Source organism: Nocardioides zeicaulis (genome assembly GCF_042432345.1).
Taxonomy (GTDB): Bacteria; Actinomycetota; Actinomycetes; order Propionibacteriales; family Nocardioidaceae; genus Nocardioides; species Nocardioides zeicaulis.
Genome location: NZ_JBHLXH010000001.1, coordinates 521,971 through 541,055 on the forward strand (window position 1 = coordinate 521,971; position 19,085 = coordinate 541,055).

At 71.3% G+C, this 19,085-nt stretch carries 19 protein-coding genes; 10 read left to right on the forward strand and 9 right to left on the reverse strand.

Going from position 1 to position 19,085, the window contains the following annotated elements; all coding sequences use genetic code 11:
* The first annotated feature begins 28 nt into the window (after positions 1 to 28).
* From ctaE to qcrB, 4 genes are read left to right on the forward strand one after another with little or no spacing between them, the layout of a single operon-like run.
* Entirely contained in the window at positions 29 to 670 is a 642-nt protein-coding gene (gene ctaE, locus ACFFJG_RS02600; protein WP_446686213.1) for an aa3-type cytochrome oxidase subunit III, read from the forward strand.
* Positions 671 to 715: 45 nt separating this feature from the next.
* Positions 716 to 1,588 (forward strand): cytochrome bc1 complex diheme cytochrome c subunit, encoded by an 873-nt coding sequence (gene qcrC, locus ACFFJG_RS02605; RefSeq protein ID WP_378517052.1) that lies wholly within the window; start codon positions 716 to 718, stop codon positions 1,586 to 1,588.
* The gene (qcrA, locus tag ACFFJG_RS02610; protein ID WP_378517053.1) at positions 1,585 to 2,703 is read left to right on the forward strand and encodes a cytochrome bc1 complex Rieske iron-sulfur subunit; all 1,119 of its coding nucleotides are present in this window, start codon (positions 1,585 to 1,587) and stop codon (positions 2,701 to 2,703) included. The genes qcrC and qcrA overlap by 4 nt, the downstream gene beginning before the upstream one ends.
* A 5-nt stretch (positions 2,704 to 2,708) precedes the next feature.
* Entirely contained in the window at positions 2,709 to 4,463 is a 1,755-nt protein-coding gene (gene qcrB / locus ACFFJG_RS02615) for a cytochrome bc1 complex cytochrome b subunit (protein ID WP_378519442.1), read from the forward strand.
* Between the two features lie 427 nt (positions 4,464 to 4,890).
* On the opposite strand, the gene ACFFJG_RS02620 is transcribed toward qcrB, so the two are convergent.
* From ACFFJG_RS02620 to ctaC, 4 genes are all read right to left on the reverse strand, one after another.
* Complete coding sequence (locus tag ACFFJG_RS02620; protein WP_378517054.1) at positions 4,891 to 6,120, reverse strand: L,D-transpeptidase; 1,230 nt, start codon at positions 6,118 to 6,120, stop codon at positions 4,891 to 4,893.
* Between the two features lie 99 nt (positions 6,121 to 6,219).
* A complete protein-coding gene (locus tag ACFFJG_RS02625; protein ID WP_378517055.1) occupies positions 6,220 to 6,618 on the reverse strand; it encodes a cytochrome c oxidase subunit 4 in 399 nt (132 codons plus the stop codon).
* Positions 6,615 to 8,375 carry an aa3-type cytochrome oxidase subunit I gene (gene ctaD, locus ACFFJG_RS02630; protein ID WP_378517056.1) on the reverse strand — a complete coding sequence of 587 codons (1,761 nt, stop codon included), beginning with the start codon at positions 8,373 to 8,375 and terminating at the stop codon, positions 6,615 to 6,617. The genes ACFFJG_RS02625 and ctaD overlap by 4 nt, the downstream gene beginning before the upstream one ends.
* Complete coding sequence (gene ctaC / locus ACFFJG_RS02635) at positions 8,372 to 9,265, reverse strand: aa3-type cytochrome oxidase subunit II (protein WP_378517057.1); 894 nt, start codon at positions 9,263 to 9,265, stop codon at positions 8,372 to 8,374. Before ctaC ends, ctaD begins: the two co-directional genes overlap by 4 nt.
* A 181-nt stretch (positions 9,266 to 9,446) precedes the next feature.
* On the opposite strand from ctaC, the gene ACFFJG_RS02640 reads away from it, so the two are divergent.
* The gene (locus ACFFJG_RS02640; protein WP_378517058.1) at positions 9,447 to 10,562 is read left to right on the forward strand and encodes a cysteine desulfurase family protein; all 1,116 of its coding nucleotides are present in this window, start codon (positions 9,447 to 9,449) and stop codon (positions 10,560 to 10,562) included.
* Positions 10,559 to 10,810, forward strand: coding sequence for a sulfurtransferase TusA family protein (locus tag ACFFJG_RS02645; RefSeq protein WP_378517059.1), 252 nt, complete (start codon positions 10,559 to 10,561; stop codon positions 10,808 to 10,810). The genes ACFFJG_RS02640 and ACFFJG_RS02645 overlap by 4 nt, the downstream gene beginning before the upstream one ends.
* A 168-nt stretch (positions 10,811 to 10,978) precedes the next feature.
* Here ACFFJG_RS02645 and ACFFJG_RS02650 read toward each other — a convergent pair whose 3' ends face one another.
* Entirely contained in the window at positions 10,979 to 11,965 is a 987-nt protein-coding gene (locus ACFFJG_RS02650; RefSeq protein ID WP_378517060.1) for a carbohydrate kinase family protein, read from the reverse strand.
* Positions 11,966 to 12,029: 64 nt separating this feature from the next.
* On the opposite strand from ACFFJG_RS02650, the gene ACFFJG_RS02655 reads away from it, so the two are divergent.
* The gene (locus ACFFJG_RS02655; RefSeq protein ID WP_378517061.1) at positions 12,030 to 12,296 is read left to right on the forward strand and encodes a hypothetical protein; all 267 of its coding nucleotides are present in this window, start codon (positions 12,030 to 12,032) and stop codon (positions 12,294 to 12,296) included.
* An 88-nt stretch (positions 12,297 to 12,384) separates the two neighbouring features.
* On the opposite strand, the gene erpA is transcribed toward ACFFJG_RS02655, so the two are convergent.
* The 3 genes from erpA to ACFFJG_RS02670 form a co-directional block, all read right to left on the reverse strand.
* The gene (erpA, locus tag ACFFJG_RS02660; protein ID WP_090971856.1) at positions 12,385 to 12,744 is read right to left on the reverse strand and encodes an iron-sulfur cluster insertion protein ErpA; all 360 of its coding nucleotides are present in this window, start codon (positions 12,742 to 12,744) and stop codon (positions 12,385 to 12,387) included.
* Positions 12,745 to 12,929: 185 nt separating this feature from the next.
* Positions 12,930 to 13,799 carry a hypothetical protein gene (locus ACFFJG_RS02665; RefSeq protein WP_378517062.1) on the reverse strand — a complete coding sequence of 290 codons (870 nt, stop codon included), beginning with the start codon at positions 13,797 to 13,799 and terminating at the stop codon, positions 12,930 to 12,932.
* A gap of 350 nt (positions 13,800 to 14,149) precedes the next feature.
* On the reverse strand, positions 14,150 to 15,232 hold the full coding sequence (locus ACFFJG_RS02670; protein WP_378517063.1) for a glycerate kinase family protein: 1,083 nt from the start codon (positions 15,230 to 15,232) through the stop codon (positions 14,150 to 14,152).
* A 41-nt stretch (positions 15,233 to 15,273) separates the two neighbouring features.
* Between ACFFJG_RS02670 and ACFFJG_RS02675 the strand changes: the two genes are divergently transcribed.
* Both ACFFJG_RS02675 and ACFFJG_RS02680 read left to right on the forward strand, forming a co-directional pair.
* The gene (locus tag ACFFJG_RS02675; protein ID WP_378517064.1) at positions 15,274 to 15,693 is read left to right on the forward strand and encodes an SRPBCC domain-containing protein; all 420 of its coding nucleotides are present in this window, start codon (positions 15,274 to 15,276) and stop codon (positions 15,691 to 15,693) included.
* 10 nt (positions 15,694 to 15,703) lie between these two features.
* A complete protein-coding gene (locus ACFFJG_RS02680; protein WP_378517065.1) occupies positions 15,704 to 16,591 on the forward strand; it encodes a GNAT family N-acetyltransferase in 888 nt (295 codons plus the stop codon).
* A 15-nt stretch (positions 16,592 to 16,606) separates the two neighbouring features.
* Here the strand turns inward: ACFFJG_RS02680 and ACFFJG_RS02685 are convergent, their stop codons facing one another.
* Complete coding sequence (locus ACFFJG_RS02685; protein ID WP_378517066.1) at positions 16,607 to 17,842, reverse strand: glucose-1-phosphate adenylyltransferase family protein; 1,236 nt, start codon at positions 17,840 to 17,842, stop codon at positions 16,607 to 16,609.
* 56 nt (positions 17,843 to 17,898) lie between these two features.
* Between ACFFJG_RS02685 and nadA the strand changes: the two genes are divergently transcribed.
* Entirely contained in the window at positions 17,899 to 19,083 is a 1,185-nt protein-coding gene (gene nadA, locus ACFFJG_RS02690; RefSeq protein WP_378517067.1) for a quinolinate synthase NadA, read from the forward strand.
* The last annotated feature ends 2 nt before the right edge of the window (positions 19,084 to 19,085 follow it).

Here is a 19,085-nt window from a genome sequence, read left to right on the forward strand (position 1 = left end):
GTTGGACCTGAGCGGCCATAATGAGTACGTGGCGACAGCAACTGCGACGATTCCGGCCTCCCGTCTGCACGGGCACCACGACCGACCCAGCATGGTCAGCGTGGGCACCATCATCTGGCTCTCGAGCGAGCTGATGTTCTTCGCCGCGCTCTTCGCGGCCTACTTCACGATCCGTGCGGTCAGCCCCGACCTGTGGCTGCAGGAGACCGACAAGCTCAACGTGCCGTTCTCCACCGCCAACACCGCGATCCTCGTCGCCTCGTCCTTCGCCTGCCAGTGGGGCGTCTTCGCCGCCGAGCGCGGCCAGGTCGGACGCACCGGGGGCGTGCTCAACTTCACCAAGTGGGGCCTGCGCGAGTGGTTCATCCTCACCTACGTCATGGGCGCGATCTTCATCGGCGGCCAGGCGCTGGAGTACTCCGAGCTGATCCACGAGGGCGTCACGATCCCGAGCTCGGCCTACGGCACGATGTTCTACCTCACCACCGGCTTCCACGGCCTCCACGTGACGGGCGGCCTCATCGCCTTCCTGTTCGTGCTCGGCCGCACCTACCTGGCCCGTCGCTTCACCCACGAGCAGGCCGTCACCGCCATCGTGGTGTCCTATTACTGGCACTTCGTCGACGTGGTGTGGATCGGCCTGTTCTTCACGATCTACGTCATCAAGTAAGCACTCCCCACCGTCAACACCGTCGCAACCGGCAAGGACTCCAACGTGCGTTTGCTCAACCGAACCGCAGGTCGCCTCTCCCGGCACCGCCGGGGACCGCTCGCGGGTCTCGCGGTGCTGCTGCTCGGCCTGGTTGTCAGCGGCTCCCTCTACACCGCCCTGGCGCCCGCGCAGGCCCAGGACCAGCCCAGCGCCACCGAGCAGGTCGCGCAGGGCAAGGAGCTGTTCCTCGTCAGCTGCGCGTTCTGCCACGGCCAGAACGGCGAGGGCGTGCCCACCGTCCGCGACGGCTACCAGCTCGGCCCCTCGCTCGTCGGCGTCGGCGCCGCGGCGGTCGACTTCCAGGTCGGCACCGGCCGCATGCCGCTCGCCCGCCCGAGCGCCCAGGCGCCGCGCAAGCCGGTGGCGTTCACCGACGAGGAGACCGCGGCCCTGGCCGCCTACGTCGCCTCGCTGGGTCCCGGCCCGGCCGTCCCCGACGAGAGCGACTACTCCATCGAGGGCCTCTCCGACGACGAGCGCGAGGAGGCGATCAGCCGCGGTGGGCAGATCTTCCTCACCAACTGCACCGCGTGCCACAACTTCAACGGCGCCGGCGGCGCGATGCCGCGCGGCGGCTACGCCCCGAGCCTGCACGGCGTCGAGGGCAAGTACATCTACGAGGCCCTGCTGACCGGCCCGCAGAACATGCCGAACTTTAGCAACGGCAACCTCTCGCCCGAGGAGAAGCGCGACGTCATCGCCTACCTCGGCAGCATCCAGGACACCCCCGAGTACGCCGGCTTCACGCTCGGCGGCCTCGGCCCGGTCTCCGAGGGCCTCTTCGCCTGGATCGCCGGCATCGGCGGGCTCGTCGGCGCCGCGGTCTGGATCGCCTCGCACACGACGCGCAGCAAGAAGAACAAGGTGAACGCGTGAGCAACGACAACAACCTGCCCGTCAACGGACCCGACGGCGCGCCGGAGCCCTACAGCGACGAGACCGGCGCTGAGTCCCACCTCCCGGTGCACCACGCGGCCGAGCCGCTCCCCGACCCGGGCCTGCCCGAGCACACCTGGCGTCCGACCGACGTCGACCCGAGGGCCGAGCGGCGCGCCGAGCGCCAGGTCGCCGGCATGTTCATCGCCGCCATGATCAGCGCGGTCCTGTTCGTCGTCGCCTACTTCTCGCTCTCCGTCGGCGACAACTGGGACACCTTCCTCGGCATGGGCGCCTCGACGATGGCCCTCGGCGTGACGCTGGGCATCTCGCTGCTGCTCATCGGCACCGCGATCATCCACCTCGCTCGCAAGCTCATGGCCGACCACGAGATGGTCGAGATGCGCCACCCGGCGGCCTCCCCCGCGGAGGACCGCGAGGCCACCGTCGCCGCGCTCAACGCGGGCCTCGACGAGGCCGGCATCGGCCGCCGCCCGCTGGTGCGCAACACCATGATCGGCGCCATGGGCGTGCTGGGCCTGCCGGCCGTCGTCCTGCTGCGCGACCTCGCCCCCGGCGACCAGCTCGACATCGACAAGCTCGCCCACACCGTCTGGGAGCCGGGGATGCGCGTCGTGCGCGACGTCGTCGGCACCCCGATCCTGGCCAGCGAGATCGAGATGGGCGACCTCATCAACGCCGCACCCGAGGCGATGTTCCCCACCGAGGAGAACGGCTACCCCGAGCTCGAGGGCGCGGAGGAGCAGGCCGAGAAGGCCAAGGGCGCCATCATCGTGGTCCGGATGGACCCCGACGACATCATCCCCGCCAAGGGCCGCGAGAAGTGGACCGTCGACGGGATCATCTGCTACTCCAAGATCTGCACCCACGTCGGGTGCCCGATCTCCCTCTACGAGCGCACCACCCACCACGTGCTGTGCCCGTGCCACCAGTCGACCTTCGACCTCGCGGACGCCGCGAAGGTCGTCTTCGGTCCGGCTGCCCGTCCCCTTCCGCAGCTGCCTCTGGCAGTGGACGATGAGGGATACCTCGTCGCGCAGAGCGACTTCACCGAGCCCATCGGGGCCAGCTTTTGGGAGCGTGAGAAGCTGTGAGCACCATCGACACCAGCAAGGTGGCGACCAGCAACCGCACCGACGCTGCGACCGCCTCCAAGCCCGGCAAGGGCGCCGGGCTGGCGACCTGGGCCGACGACCGGCTGGGCCTCGCCACGGCGATGAAGAAGAACCTGCGCAAGGTCTTCCCGGACCACTGGTCCTTCATGCTCGGCGAGATCGCGCTGTGGAGCTTCGTCGTGCTGCTCCTCACCGGCGTGTTCCTCACGCTGTGGTTCAACCCGTCCATGGGCCACGTGACCTACGAGGGCTCCTACGACCAGCTGCGCGGCATCGGCATGTCGGAGTCGATGGCCTCCACGCTGCACATCTCCTTCGACGTGCGCGGCGGCCTGCTGATGCGCCAGATGCACCACTGGGCCGCGATGGTCTTCATCGCCTCGATGATGGTGCACCTGCTCCGCGTCGCCTTCACCGGCGCCTACCGCAAGCCGCGTGAGCTCAACTGGGTCATCGGCTGCGTGCTGCTGCTCCTCGGCACGCTCGAGGGCTTCACCGGCTACTCGCTGCCCGACGACCTGCTCTCCGGCACGGGCGTCCGTGCGGCCGACGGCTTCCTGAAGGCCACCCCGGTCGCCGGCACGTACATGTCGTTCCTGCTCTTCGGCGGCGAGTTCCCCGGTGAGTCGATCATCCCCCGCCTCTACATCATCCACGTGCTGCTGATCCCGGGCATCCTGCTCGGACTCATCGCCGCCCACATGCTGCTGCTCGTCTACCACAAGCACACGCAGTGGCCCGGCCCCGGTCGTACCGAGCAGAACGTGGTCGGCTTCCCGATGCTGCCGGTCTACGCCGCCAAGGCCGGCGGGTTCTTCTTCATGGTGTTCGGCGTCATCGCGCTCATGGGCGGTCTGATGTCGATCAACCCGGTGTGGAAGTTCGGCCCCTACGACCCCACCAAGGTCACCGCGGGCTCGCAGCCCGACTGGTACATGGGCTGGCCCGACGGCCTCCTGCGCATCATGCCGAGCCACATGGAGACGGTGCTGTTCGGCTACACCATCTCCTGGAACGTGATGATCCCGATCCTCATCGTGCCGCCGCTGATGCTGGTCATCTTGATGCTGCTGCCCTTCATCGAGGGCTGGATCACCGGCGACAAGCGCGACCACCACCTGCTCCAGCGGCCGCGCAACGCGCCGACCCGCACGGCGGTCATGGTGGCGCTGATGACCTTCTACGGCCTCGCCTGGGCCGCGGGCGGCAACGACATCATCGCGATCAAGCTGCACGCCAGCATCAACCAGATCACCTACTTCATGCGCGTGGCCATCTTCCTCGGCCCGCTCCTGGCGTTCTGGATCACGCGACGCTGGTGCATCTCCCTGCAGCGCCACGACAACGAGAAGCTGCTCCACGGCTACGAGACGGGCATCATCACCCGCTCCCCCGAGGGTCAGTACTCCGAGCGTCACCTGCCGATCAACGAGACGGCCGCCTACACGCTCACCGCCCGCGACCGCGACGAGATCCGGCCGGAGGCCGGTGACACCGACGCGGCCGGCGTGGCGGCGCCCAACTCACGGTCCGAGCGGATCCGCGCCCGGCTGTCGCGGTGGATGTTCGAGCACAACGTGCAGAAGCCCACGGCGGCCGAGCTCGAGGCGGCCCACCACCACGCCGAGCACGAGGCCGAGCTGCAGTCCGGGCTCGACCACCCGGCCGACGGTCACCAGTTCGACGACCACCGGCTCCGTGACACCGACGAGGTGCCGCTCCGCGGCGGCGACCACTGATCGCTGCGTCACCACGACGCTGGAGGGCCCGCCGGGATGATCCCGGCGGGCCCTTCGTCGTCTCCCGCCCGAGCGGTGAGCCAGACAGCTTCGGGCGTACGAGACCCTGCCCTGCTGCTCACCGCTGTGCCGATCGCCGGTGAGCCAGGCAGGTTCTGCGGCTGGAGAACCTGCCTCACGCACCGCCACGCCCGATAGCGGTGGTCCTGCCACCCTCGGCCCCCGCCCCGCGACGTACCGCGGGCCAGCGGTGCGTGAGGCCGCGTCCGGGCCGCAGCGTGCCGCTCACCCACCGCCGGGCTGGCCAGCGGTGAGCCACGCAGGTTCGGGGGCTTTAGAACCTGCCTCACGCACCGCCTCGCGGAGCAGCGGTGGCCCAGCCACACTCCAGCAACGCAGAAGGTGGCTGGAGCACCGCTCGGAGCGGTCAGGAGAGGGCCGAGCCGGCCTTCCAGGCGGCGCGGTCGAGGTTCCAGTCGCCGTAGCCGTTCTCGAGGGTCATCTGCCGGTCGGTGCCGGTGTACTCGACGACGTCGCCACGGCGGCTCATGGCGTACAGCCAGCCCGCGTCTGCGGTGGACATGCCCGTGCACCCGTGGGACACGTTGGCGTAGCCCTGCGAGCCGACCGACCACGGGGCGGCGTGGATGAACTCACCGGAGTACGTCACCCGCATCGCCCACTGGACGTCGTCGATGTCGTAGGCCTCGGGGCTGTTGCGGTTGATGCCGACGGTCTCGGAGTTCATCCGCTTCTCCGCGAACTTCTCGATGATCACCTTCGTGCCCGAGCGCGTGGTGAAGCCGGGCTTGCCGGTCGTGATCGGGAGCGTGCGGAGCAGGGCGCCGTTGCTGAAGACCTGCATCTGGTGGGTCTGGGCGTTCACCTTGTAGACGTGGGCGTCGCCGACGTGGAAGGAGACCTCGCGGTCCTCCTGGCCGTAGATGCCGTTGCCGGCGGGCAGGCTGTTGACGTCGACGTCCACCGTGACGTCGGTGCCGGCCTTCCAGTACGACACGGGACGCCAGTGCGCCTCGGTGTCGCTGAGCCAGTACCACGAGCCCTTCTGGGCGGGCGTGCTGGTCACCTGCATGTGCTTCTCGAACGTGGCGTGGTCGGTCACCGGGAGGTCGAAGGTGACGATGACGGGCATCCCGACGCCGACCGTCTCGCCCTGGAGCGGCGCGATCGAGGGGAAGGTCTGCTGGTCGAGGGTGAGGTCGACGGTGTGGAAGGAACGTGAGCGCTCCACGACCGACCCGTCGGGCCGGGCAGCCTTGGCGGCGATCGTGTAGTCGGTGCCGGGCTCAAGGGTCGCCGACGAGGTCCAGGTGCCGCCCGAGACGGCGCCCGCCAGCGGGCCTGCGGCCGAGCTGACCTGGACGCCCTCGAGCTGGGCGCCCGAGGCGGTGACGGTGACGGGTGCGTCGATCGGCACCGACCCGGCGTCGCGGAAGCTGGTGGTCAGGCGCACCGGCGCGGGGGCGACCGACTCGGAGGCGGCCGGCGCACCGGTGGTCCCCGGCTCGCGCCCACCGGCGTCGCCACCGGTCGCCGAGGCGTCGCACCCGGCGACGGCGGTCAGGGCCAGCAGTGCTGCGACAGCGGCCGCCCGACGGCGGGCCGGCTGTGCGGACGCGGATGACGACGCAGGCATGCGCATGCGGCTGGACCCCCCAAGGACTGGCGCGTGGAACGGAAGAACCCGTCCAGCGTACGTGCTGGACGGGTTCTGCCGAAGTCGAGGAGTCGCGCCTCAGTGGGCGTGTTCCCCGCGGTAGTACTCGAAGATGAAGCCGCAGACCATGATGGCGCCGATCACGAAGCCGATGATGACCAGCCACCAGGCGGCCAGCGCGGTGCCGTAGACGATCACGCCGAGGGCGAGCGCGCACCACAGCGGCCACCAGGAGTAGGGCGGGAAGAAGCCCAGCTCGCCGGCCCCGTCGGCGATCTCGCCCTCCTTGCGGTCCTCGGGACGGGGGTCCATCCGCGAGGCATGGAAGCCGAGGTAGAGCGTGACCATGCCGAAGAGCAGCGCGGTCATCACCAGCGCGGAGGTGCCCGTGGGGTCACCGGCGAGCAACCAGTACACCGGGGCGACGACGGCCACGAAGATCGTCGTGATCCCGAAGATCCAGGATTCGGCCTTCATCGCTGCTCCCCCTCGGTGTCGGTGCCCTCCACGCGCTCGCGCAGCATCTCCTCGCGCCCGTGCACGTCGGGGGCGTCGGCGACGTCACCGTTGCGCTCCGCCTCGTGCTCCTCGAGCTCGCGCAGGGCGACCTCGGGGTGGTGGAGGTCGAACGCCGGCGACTCCGAGCGGATCCGCGGCAGGGTGTGGAAGTTGTGGCGCGGCGGCGGGCAGCTGGTGGCCCACTCGAGCGAGCGGCCCCAGCCCCACGGGTCGTCCACCTCGATCTTCGGCCCCTTGGCGGAGACGTAGACGTTGTAGAGGAAGGGCAGCATGGAGGCGCCCAGCAGGAACGACCCCACCGTGGAGATCTGGTTGAGGGTGGTGAAGCCGTCGCCCGGCAGGTAGTCGGCGTAGCGCCGCGGCATGCCCTCGACACCGAGCCAGTGCTGGACGAGGAACGTGGTGTGGAAGCCGATGAACAGGATCCAGAAGTGGACCTTGCCCAGGCGCTCGTCGAGCATCTTGCCGGTCATCTTGGGCCACCAGAAGTAGAAGCCCGCGAACATCGCGAACACCACGGTGCCGAAGACGACGTAGTGGAAGTGCGCCACCACGAAGTAGGAGTCGGAGACGTGGAAGTCCAGCGGCGGGCTGGCCAGGATGACGCCGGTCAGGCCGCCGAAGAGGAAGGTCGTCAGGAAGCCGATCGACCACAGCATCGGCGTGTCGAACGACAACGAGCCGCCCCACATCGTGCCGATCCAGTTGAAGAACTTCACGCCTGTCGGCACGGCGATGAGGAAGGTCATGCCGGAGAAGAACGGCAGGTCGACCGCGCCGGTGACGAACATGTGGTGGGCCCACACCGCGACCGAGAGCATCGCGATGCCGAGCGTCGCGGCCACCAGGCCGACGTAGCCGAAGATCGGCTTGCGGCTGAAGACCGGGAGGATCTCGGAGATGATGCCGAAGAACGGCAGCGCGATGATGTAGACCTCGGGGTGGCCGAAGAACCAGAACAGGTGCTGCCACAGGATCGGCCCGCCGTGCGACGGGTCGAACACGTGGGCCCCGAGGATCCGGTCGGCCTCCAGCGAGAGCAGGGCGCCCGCGAGGATCGGGAACACGAGGATCACGAGCATGCTGGTGATCAGGGTGTTCCACACGAAGATCGGCATCCGGAACATGGTCATGCCGGGGGCACGCATGCAGATGATGGTGGTGATGAAGTTGACGCCACCGAGGATGGAGCCGAGGCCGGCCATCCAGAGGCCCATGATCCACAGGTCGCCGCCCACGCCCGGGCTGCGGACGGCGTCCGACAGCGGCGTGTAGGCGAACCAGCCGAAGTCGGCGGCACCGCTCGGGGTGAGGAACCCCGAGCCGGCGATCAGGCCGCCGAACAGGAACAGCCAGTAGCTGAACATGTTGAGGCGCGGGAACGCCACGTCGGGTGCACCGATCTGCAGCGGCATGATCACGTTGCTGAACCCGAAGAACAGCGGCGTCGCGAAGAGCAGCAGCATGATGGTGCCGTGCATGGTGAACAGCTGGTTGTAGAGCTCGTCGTTGACGACCTGCATGCCCGGGTACGCCAGCTCGGCGCGGATCAGCATGGCCATGAGGCCAGCCGCCAGGAACCAGGCGAACGAGGTCGCGAGGTACATCTTGCCGATCAGCTTGTGATCGGTGGTGGTCAGGATGCGCACGACCTGCTGGCCGAGCGTCTTCTCCTTGACCGTGCCCTGATGGGTAGCGGCGGTAGCGGCGCTCACTCCTGGGCTCCTTCCGCGTCGGTCTCGAGACCGGCCTGGTCGTTGACGTAGCTGCCGCCGAGGACGGGCGCAGCGGCGGAGTTGCCGGCCGCGGCGAGGTCGGCGAGGTACGCGTCGTACTTCTCCTGGCTCACCACCTCGACGTTGAAGAGCATCCGCGAGTGCGAGACACCGCAGAGCTCGTAGCACTTGCCCTTGTACTCGCCCTCGACGGTCGGGGTGACCTGGAGCTTGTTGACGCGGCCGGGGATGACGTCCATCTTCACCAGGAAGGACGGGACGCCGAAGTCGTGGATCACGTCGGGCGAGTGCAGGTTGAACTGGATCGTCCTGTCGACCGGCAGCACCAGCGTGGGGATGTTGCGGCCCGTGCCGGAGGTGTAGACGTACTGGTCGTAGGCGAAGTCGCCGGAGCCGTCGCCCTCGAGCTCACCAGTGGCGCTGGTGTCCTGCTCGCCGACGCCGTAGTTGAAGGTCCAGGACCACTGCTGGCCCATGACCTCGACGGTCATGTCGGGGTCGGCGTCGAGCTTGATGACCTCGTCCTGCACGCGCACGGTGTGGAAGAAGAACACCACGCACATCAGGACCGGGGCGATCGTGTAGAAGACCTCGAGCGGCAGGTTGTAGCGGGTCTGGCGCGGCACCTCGTCGTCGCTGCGACGGCGGAAGCGCACGACCGCATAGAAGATGAGGCCCCAGACGATGACGCCGGTGACCATCGCGGCCACCCACGCCCACTTCCAGAGCTCGTAGGTGTAGGGACCCTGGGCGGTGGCCCGGTCGGGCATCGCGAGGTTCCGGATCTGGTGCTGGTCGGCCTCGGAGCAACCGGCCAGGACCAGCATCGTCACGCCCAGCAGCGCGACCTTCAGGACGCGCCCGGGCACGGCTGAAAGCTTGGGGACTTGCAGACCCACTGACGAGCCTCTCTCTCGGTCCTTCTCGACAGATGAAGAGTATCCCCAACAGCAGCGGTCGTGCCGGGCAGGGTCGGGTGAGGCCCGCTACGTGGCGACCGCCCGAGCTCGCCGGGCTGGTGCGCCGGGCGGCCGTGGCACAGTTCGGCCTGTGACCGGGCCCGCCGACCTCGACAGCGCGTCGTCCGCGCCGCTCCACCCCGCGGCCCGCGAGGTGCTGCTGGCGGCCCTCGACCGGGGGTACGCCGACCCCAGACGGCTGCACCGGGCCGGCCGCGAGGCCCGCCTGCTGCTCGACAACGCCCGCGAGGCGACGGCGGACGCGCTGGGCGTGCGACCCGACGAGGTGACCTTCACACCCAGCGGCACCCACGCGGTGCACCTGGGGCTGCTGGGACTGGTGAGGGGGTCGCGGCGCGGCGACGGGGTCGTCCACTCCGCGGTCGAGCACTCCGCCGTCCGCCACGCCGTGGCGTGGGGTGCTCGCGGCGTCGAGGTCGGCGTCATGGGCGACGGGCGCGTCTACGACGGCGACCTCGTGCAGGAGGCGGTCGCGCCGGGCGTCGGGGTCGTCGCGCTGCAGACCGCCAACCACGAGGTCGGCACCCTGCAGGACGTCGGGGCCTTCGAGCTGCCCGATGACGTGCCGCTGTTCACCGACGCCTGCGCCTCGATGGGCCGCCTCCCCCTGCCCGACGGCTGGGCGACGGCGGCCGGCTCGGCGCACAAGTGGGGTGGCCCGGCCGGGGTCGGGGTGCTGCTGGTCCGCAAGCGCGCCCGCTGGCGCAACCCGTTCCCGGGCGACGACCGCGTCGACGAGCGCTCGACCGGCTTCGAGAACGTCCCTGCGGTGCTCGCCGCGGCTGCCGCGCTGCAGGCCGTGGTGGCCGAGCGCGAGGAGGTGGGCCCGCGCCAGCACGCGCTCGTGGACGTCGTACGCCGCCGGGTGGCCGCCGAGGTGCCCGACGTCGAGGTCGTCGGCGACCCCGACGCCCGGCTCCCCCACCTCGTCACGTTCTCGTGCCTCTACGTCGACGGCGAGGCGCTGGTGACCGAGCTGGACCGCCGCGGCTTCGGCATCGCCAGCGGCTCGGCCTGCACCGCCTCCACGCTGACCCCCAGCCACGTGCTGGAGGCGATGGGCGTGCTGACCCACGGCAACGTGCGGCTCTCGCTGCAGCGCGACACCACCCGCGCCGACGTCGACGCGTTCTGCGACGTCCTCCCCGAGGTCGTGGCCTCGATCCGGGCGCGGGTGGGGCTGTGAGCGCGCCCGAGGCCGGGGAGCCCGCGGTCGAGCTCGACTGCCGCGACCTGCCCTGCCCGATGCCCGTCATCGAGCTGGCCCGCCACCTCACCGACGTCGCCGTCGGCGAGGTGCTCGCCGTCGTCGCCCACGACCCCGCCGCGCGCGTCGACGTACCGGCCTGGTGCCGGATGAAGGACCAGCACTACCTCGGCGCCGACACCGCCGCCGACGGCGCCCCGCGCTTCCTGGTGCAGCGGCTCGGCTGAGCCGTCAACGGGCTGACTCGAGCGGACCTTTCGACGCTCGACGCACGGTGTCGACGCTGGACGCACGCCATGGCGTGCGTCGAGCGGCCACAGGTCCGCCTGAGCACGCCCGTGCACGCGGGCGGACGGCCACGACCAGGCGGCCCGGAAGGGGCGGCCCGGGCGCCGTCAGGGGCGGATGGTCTGGAGGTGGGGGCCGAAGTCCGCGACCGCGTCGTCGCCGTAGGTGGCGGCGCACCGCGTGAGGAAGGCCTCGCGGGAGATCTCGTACTCCTGGGTGCCGACCTGCTCGACGACGTAGACCGCGAGCAGGCAGCCGAGCTGGGCGGCACGCTCGTGGCCGAGGCCCCAGCTGAGGGCGGCCATGAAGCCGGCGCGGAACGCGTCGCCGACACCCGTGGGCTCGACCTTCTCGATCTCCGGCACGGCCGGGACCACGATGGACTCGGCGCCCTTGCGGTCGATCCGGACGCCGTCGGGTCCGAGGGTGACGACCCAGGTGCCGACGCGGTCGAGCACCTCCTCGGCGCTCCACCCGGTCTTCTGGGTGATGAGGCTGGCCTCGTACTCGTTGGAGAACAGGATCTCCGCACCGTCGATGAGCGGGCGGATGAGGTCACCGTCACCGAAGGCGAGCTGCTGGGAGGGGTCGGCGAGGAAGCGGTAGCCGCGCTGGCGGCACTCGTCGGTGTGCCGCAGCATGCCCTGCGGGTCGTCCGGGCCGATGAGGACGTAGTCGGGGTCGCCGACGCGGTCGACGATGGGCTTGAGCTCGATCTCGCGCGACTCGCTCATCGCGCCGGCGTAGAAGCTGGCGATCTGCGCGTGGGCGGTGTCGTTGGTGCAGACGAACCGCGCCGTGTGCCGGGTCTCGGAGACGTGCACCGAGCCGCAGTCGACGTTGTGGCGCTCCAGCCACGCGCGGTACTCCCCGAAGTCCTCGCCGACGGCGCCGACCAGCACCGGGCGCAGACCGAGGTTGCCGAGCCCGAAGCAGATGTTGGCCGCACAGCCGCCCCGGCGGACCTCGAGGTCCTCGACGAGGAACGAGACCGACAGCTTGTCGAGCTGGTCGACGACCAGGCTGTCGGAGAACCTGCCCGGGAAGGACATCAGGTGGTCGGTCGCGATGGATCCGGCAACGAGGAGGGACACGCCGCGGAACACTACCTTTCAGTACGTCTCCGCGTACCAATCAGTAGCCCCTAGCGTCGTGTCCATGACGACGTCGACGCCCTCCTCGAGCCGCCCCTCGCACCTGGTCCACGACGAGCTGGCCACCCCGCAGGAGATGGTCCGCGACTGCCGGGAGCTCGGCCGCAACCTCGGCCTGGAGACCCGTCTCGAGCGGGCCGCGCGCGCCGCGGTGGCCACGCCGCCGAGCCTGCGGTACGAGGACTACCCGGCCGAGGTCGGCAAGCGCGAGATCCGCGTCTCCGAGGCCGCGGCGCGCCTCGCCGCCGCGCTCCACCTGCACCTCGACTGACCCGCGGCCGCACGCCGCGCCCGCCGTACGACGAAGGGCCCCAGCCGGTCGGCTGGGGCCCTTCGTGCGTATTAGTGCGCGGTGGTGCTCAGTGGAAGCTGTCGCCGCAGGCGCAGGAGCCGGTGGCGTTCGGGTTGTCGATGGTGAAGCCCTGCTTCTCGATGGTGTCGACGAAGTCGATCTCGGCACCGTTGAGGTAGGGGACGCTCATCCGGTCGACCACGACGGTCACGCCGTCGAAGTCGGTGGTCACGTCGCCGTCGAGGGTGCGCTCGTCGAAGAACAGCTGGTAGCGCAGGCCCGAGCAGCCGCCCGGCTGCACGGAGATGCGCAGGGCCAGGTCGTCACGGCCCTCCTGCTCGAGGAGGCTCTTCACCTTGCCGGCAGCGACAGCGGAGAGGTTGATCTGGTCGGTACGGCGCTCAGTGGTCTCGACCTGCTCGGTCATCTCATCACTCCAGGAAGTCTCGGGGTACTGCTCTCCCCAATGGTCGCACACGGTGGGTTATTCCCCGAACGTCGTGACTAGCCGGCTGCCACACCCGAGATGTCGCCGCCCGAGGGTGGCGGCGTACGACATCGCCGACCGCCTGCCGCATGTCGTACGCCGCCACCCTCGCGAGCGGCCGCCGATCAGCGGCGTCCTCGCACGCGCGCCAGGAAGCTCGCCTGGCCCGCCGAGGTGAAGACGGAGTCGCGCAGCAACGCGGTCCACTCCCGAACCCGACCCGGCTCGTGTGGCCGGCCGAGCGCCCGGTCCGCGTCCTCGAGGACGGTGACCGGGCGGCGAAGGACGTCGCCTGCCGTGTACCCACGTCGCACGAAGCCGGCCCGGTCGAGCCTGCGGTCACGGCGGCGGTCCTTCACCCGCCGCGCCGCCTTCTCGTGCTCGTCGCCGTCGAACTCGTGGACGGAGCTCGTGCCGCACACCCACAGGTCGACCGTCGCGATCACCACCCCGTCGGGATCCGCGACGGGGTGCTGCGGCTCCACGGCGACGTCGCACACCACGTGGAGCAGGCGGAGCAGCGTCTCGTACACCGACTCCGACCGCTCGTCCGCAAGGGCCAGCGCCTCCCGGAGCCGCTTCGCCCCGGGTCTTCGGGGCCGTGCGACCTCGCCGATCTCTGCTCGGGTGACCTGCCGCAGGTGGAGCGCGCAGTCCACCAGCACCACCAGGTCCACGAGACCGAGCCACCGGCCGCAGGCCAACAGGGTCTCCGCCGCCACCGCGCACCGCAGGCCGTCGACGACCTCGAACCCGATGGGTCGGGTGTGACGGCTGGTCAGGACGCCCGTGCGCATCGGGCGCGGGTCGTCGAGACCCATCGCCAGGAAGACCGGCGTGCCGACCGGAAGCGGGAGCATCCACCAACCCCGCACCTCCGCCGACGTGAGCGCAGTGAGGCTGTTGTCGTCGCACAGGAGCAGCTGCCACGCGTGCCACGCGCCCGTGCGGTCGTCGAGCTCCGTCAGCCGGTGGGCACCATGGGTCTCACGCACGTACGCCGCCAGCCGCGGGTGGCCGCGCAGGGCTGGCGGGCGCGGCGGTGGACAGTCGTCAACGGGTCCGGTGACCATCCGCCGATCGTGGGCCGGGTGTACCTCCCCGTGCAGCCGGCCCGGTCGCCGCCTGTGGACAGCGGCTGCCAGCGGGTGGCTGTGGACACGAGCGGGGCCGCAACCGGCGTCAGCCCACCCTGGCGGCGTACGACATCCCGGAGGCGCCGAGCGATGTCGTATGCCGCCACCCTCATGGACCCGCCGCCCACCCTGGCGGCAAACAACAGACCGAAGAGCCCGACCCATGTCGTATGCCGCCACCCTCGAGGAAGGACAGCAGCTGGAGCCGGTCAGCGCGACCAGGTGCGGGCCACCCGGGCGGCGAGCTCGGCGAGCGCCTCGGCGGGCGCGCCGAGGGCGCGTTCCTCACCGACCAGCTCGACGAGGGAGTAGGCCGACTCGATCCCGAGGGCGCGCATCTCGCGGGAGCCGACGAGGACCTGGCCGGCCAGCGCGACGCAGGGGCGGAGGGCCTCCGCGGCGACGGCGGCGACGCCGTAGGGCACCTTGCCGGCCCGGCTGGAGAAGTCGAAGGCCCCCTCGCCGGTGACGACGAGGTCGGCGGCGCGGGCACGGCCGGCGAGGTCGACGGCCTCGGCCACGAGCGCGATGCCGGGCTCGCGGGTCGCGCCGAGGGCGAGCAGCGCGTAGCCGATGCCGCCGGCGGCGCCGGCGCCCTTCTCCAGCGACGTACGCCGGTCGGCGGCGGCCGCGAACGTCTCGAGCCAGCCGTCGACCTCGGCGATGCGCTCCTCGGCGATGCCCTTCTGCGGCCCGAACGTCTTGGCGGCGCCGAAGAGGCCGGTGAGGGGGTTGTCGACGTCGCTGGCGGCGACGAGGGTGACGCCGGCGAGGCGCTCGCGCGCGGGCGCCAGGTCGACGCGGCTCACGCCCGCCAGGGCCCGCGGACCGGCGGAGAGGTCGACGTCGGAGGTCGCCCCGAGCGCGGCCAGCACGCCGGCACCGCCGTCGGTGGTGCCCGACCCGCCCAGCCCGACCACGACCGTCGTCGCGCCCCCGTCGACCGCGGCGAGCACGAGCTCGCCGACGCCGCGGCTCGTGGCTGCCTCGGGGTCGCCGTCACACAGGTGCAGCCCGGCCGCCTGGGCGCTCTCGACGTAGGCCGTCGCGCCGACCCGCAGCACGGTGGCCGGGACCGGCGCGCCGTGGGGACCGGTGATGGTGGCGGCCGCGAGCTCACCGCCCAGCGCGGCGTGCAGCACGTCGACGAAGCCGGGGCCGCCGTCGGCCATCGGCGCGAGGTCGAGGACGTCGTCGGGCGCGTGACGGCGCCACCCCTCGGCGATCGCCGCGGCCGCCTCGACGGCGGTGAGGGTGCCGGCGAACTTGTCCGGGGCGATCAGCACGCGCATGGCGCCATCCTTGCAGTGGTCGCGTCGGGCATGCTGGGCGCATGAGCACAGATCCCGTCGTCGCCGAGGTCGTCGTCCCGGGCAGCCCCAGAGCGGCCTTCGTCGGCTTCACCGCCCAGATGGGCGAGTGGTGGGACCCGCTGCTCACGCCCGACTCCGCCACCTTCACCGGCATCTCGATCGACCCGAACGGTCCGGTCGCGATGGTGCACGGCGACGAGGAGTACGTGTGGGGCCGGGTGATGAAGTGGGACCCGATCGGCGAGTACGCGCAGGAGTTCTGGCTCGGCCACCCCGAGGACGAGGCGACGGTCCTCGACGTGCGCTTCACCGACACCGGCGAGGGCAGCACCCTGGTCCGGCTCGTGCACAGCGGCTGGACGGCCGACACGGAGTCGCTGCGCGAGAAGTACACCCACTGGGACGACCTGCTCGCCCGCTTCGCCGCGCACGTCTCGTGAGCAGCGGCCGGTGAGCCAGGCGCTGGTCCGTCCGCTCCGCGAGGACGACCTCGAGGCGTTCGGCGAGATCACCGCCACGAGCTACCACGAGGTCGACCAGCGCACCTACCAGCGCGCGTGGCCCGATCCCGTGCGCCGTCCGCCGGGCCGCAACAGCGCCTGGATCGAGCGCGCCCGCGCCGCGATCCGCACCGACCCCGGCGGGTGCTGGGCCGCGGAGGTGGACGGCGTGCTGGTGGGCGGTGCGGTCTCGCGGGTGCGCGAGCTGATGTGGATCCTGGCGTCCTTCGCGGTCCGCCCGGACCACCAGGGGCAGGGCATCGGCGCCCAGCTGATGGCCGCCGCCCTGCACCACGGCCGGGGCTGCCTGCGCGGCATGTTCGCCGCGAGCGCCGACCCGGGCGCCGTACGTCGCTACCGGCTCGCCGGCTTCGACCTCCACCCCCAGATGTTCGTGACGGGCGTCGTCGACCGCAGCGCCCTCCCGGTCGTCGAGCGGGTCCGCGAGGGGACCGCAGCAGACGTCGACCTGCTCGACTCGGTCGACCGCCGCACGCGCGGCGCCGCGCACCTGTCGGACCACCAGCTGCTCCTGGCCCAGCTCCGCCTGCTCGTCGTGGACCACAGCACCGGTCAGGGCTACGCGTACGTCGACGAGACCGGCTCACCGGCGTTGCTGGCCGCGACCAACCGGCGCACGGCGGCGCAGCTGATGTGGGAGGCGCTGGCGTCGTCGCCGCCGGGCCACCAGGTCTCGGTCCACCACGTGACCGCGGCGAACGCGTGGGCGCTCGACGTGGGCCTCGCGGCGCGGCTGGCGATCCACCAGAACGGCTACCTGTGCCTGCGGCGGATGAAGCCGCCCGCGCCCTACCTCCACCACGGGAGCCTGCTCTAGGGCGGGTCGCGCCGATCACCCCAGGGACGTGCCGGGCTCCAGGCGGCCGCCGGGTGCGACCTCACCGCCGAGGCGGCAGTCGCGCCCCGCCAGCACCAGGTCCTCGTCGCGGGCCACGCGCGCCGAGGGCTCCGCACCGACCCGCGCCCCGGCGAGGACCTCGCACCGCTCGTCGACGACGGCCGTGCGCACGACCGCACCGGCCCGCACCACGCAGTCCTCCATCAGCACGCTGTCGTGCACCTCGGCGCCCTTCTCCACCACCACGCCCGGGCCGAGCACGCTGCCCACGACCAGGCCGGAGACGTCGGCACCGGGCGAGAGCAGCGAGTCGCGGCACTCCCCCGTGGCGCGCACGCGCGCCGCGGGGCGGTCGGGCCAGTGGGAGATGACCGGGCGCCCCGGGTGGTCGAAGACGTCGACGCGTCCGGCGAGCAGGTCGCGGTGGGACTGGAGGTAGAGGGCCGGCTGCCCGACGTCGCGCCAGTAGCCCTCCAGCGGCACCGCGGCCACGTTGCCGCCCTCGACCAGGCGCGGGAGCAGCCGCTCCCCGAAGTCGCCGATGCCGCTGTCGCCGTCGTCGAGGCCCGAGCCGCCTGCCAGCTCGGCACGCAGCTCGTGGAGCGTCGTGACCAGCGCCTCGGTGTCGTAGACGAAGATCTCGGTGGCGACGGTGCCCGACGAGGGCCGCGAGGGCTTGTGCTCGACGCCGGTGACGGTGCCGTCGCCCCGGGCCAGGACGACCACGTTGTCCGAGGCGTCCTTCTTGCTCACCTCGCTGGTCAGCACGGTCGCCACGCGCCCGGAGGCGACGTGCTCGTCCACCACGGGGGCGAGGTCGGTGTTGAAGACGTGGTCAGCGCTGCACACCACGAGCGTCCGGGCCCCGAACGCCTCCAGGTCGGCCGACATCCGGAGCAGCAGGTCGCCGTTGCCGTGCGCGAAGCCGCTCTCGGTGGCAGGCCCGGTGCCGGTCTGCGGCACCATCCGCCGGAACCCGCCGCGGTTGCGGTCCAGGCTCCACGGCCGTCCACCGGAGAGGTAGTCGTCGATCGAGGTGACCTGGTACTCCAGCGACACCCACACGTCCGCCAGGTCGGCGTGCACCAACCCGGAGAGCGCGAAGTCGATCAACCGGTGGACCCCGCCGTAGGGCAGCGCGGGCTTGGCGCGCTCGCGCGTCAGCACGTCCATCCGTGATCCCTGTCCCCCGGCCTGCACCAGGGCGAGCACCTCTCCGCGACGTGGCATGCCGCACACCCTCCCACTGCTGCGCTGCTGTCGGCGACCCTCCCTAGGATGAGCCCATGAGTCTCGTCGACCTGCCGCTCCTCCCCCTCGGCAAGGGCCGTGACCTCGACGCGGAGCGCGGCGTGGAGTGCCCCGGCGACCTGCCCGCGGCCTCCGACCCCGACCTGGTCGCGCGTGCGCGTGCCGCGAAGGATGCCCTCGGCGAGCGCGTCTTCGTGCTGGGCCACCACTACCAGCGCGACGAGGTCATCCAGTTCGCCGACGTGACGGGCGACTCCTTCAAGCTCGCGCGCGACGCCGCGGCGCGTCCCGGCGCGGAGTTCATCGTGTTCTGCGGCGTGCACTTCATGGCCGAGTCGGCCGACATCCTCACCTCACCGGCCCAGCGGGTGGTGCTCCCCGACCTGGCCGCCGGCTGCTCGATGGCCGACATGGCCCGCCTGCGGCAGGTGGAGGACGCGTGGGACGCGCTCGCCGACGCCGGCGTCCAGGACGTCGTCGTGCCCGTGACCTACATGAACTCCAGCGCCGACATCAAGGCCTTCTGCGGCCGCAACGGGGGGACGGTCTGCACCTCCTCCAACGCCGACGTGGCGCTCGCGTGGGCGTTCGACCAGAAGCCGGACGCGGCGGGCGGCGCCAAGGTGCTGTTCCTCCCCGACCAGCACCTCGGCCGCAACACCGCGGTGCTGCAGATGGGCATCGCGCTCGAGGAGTGCGTGGTCTGGGACCCGCACCAGCCCCACGGCGGTCTCACCCCCGACGAGCTCCGCCGCGCACGGATGATCCTGTGGAAGGGCCACTGCTCGGTCCACGGCCGCTTCTCCGAGGACGTCGTCGACGAGCTGCGCGCGCAGCACCCCGGCATCACGGTGCTGGTCCACCCCGAGTGCCGCCACGAGGTCGTCCTCAAGGCCGACCTCGTCGGCTCCACCGAGTTCATCATCAAGACCATCGAGGCCGCCGAGCCCGGGTCGGTGTGGGCGGTCGGCACCGAGCTCAACCTGGTCAAGCGCCTCGCCGACGCCCACCCCGACAAGTCGATCGTCTTCCTCGACCGCAACGTCTGCTACTGCTCGACGATGAACCGCATCGACCTCCCCCACCTCGTCTGGGCCCTCGAGAGCCTGGTCGCCGGCACCGTCGTCAACCAGGTCACCGTCGACCCCGAGACCGAGGCGGAGGCGCTCGTGGCGCTGCAGCGCATGCTCGACCTGCCCGGCACGTCCCACAAGGACTGAGC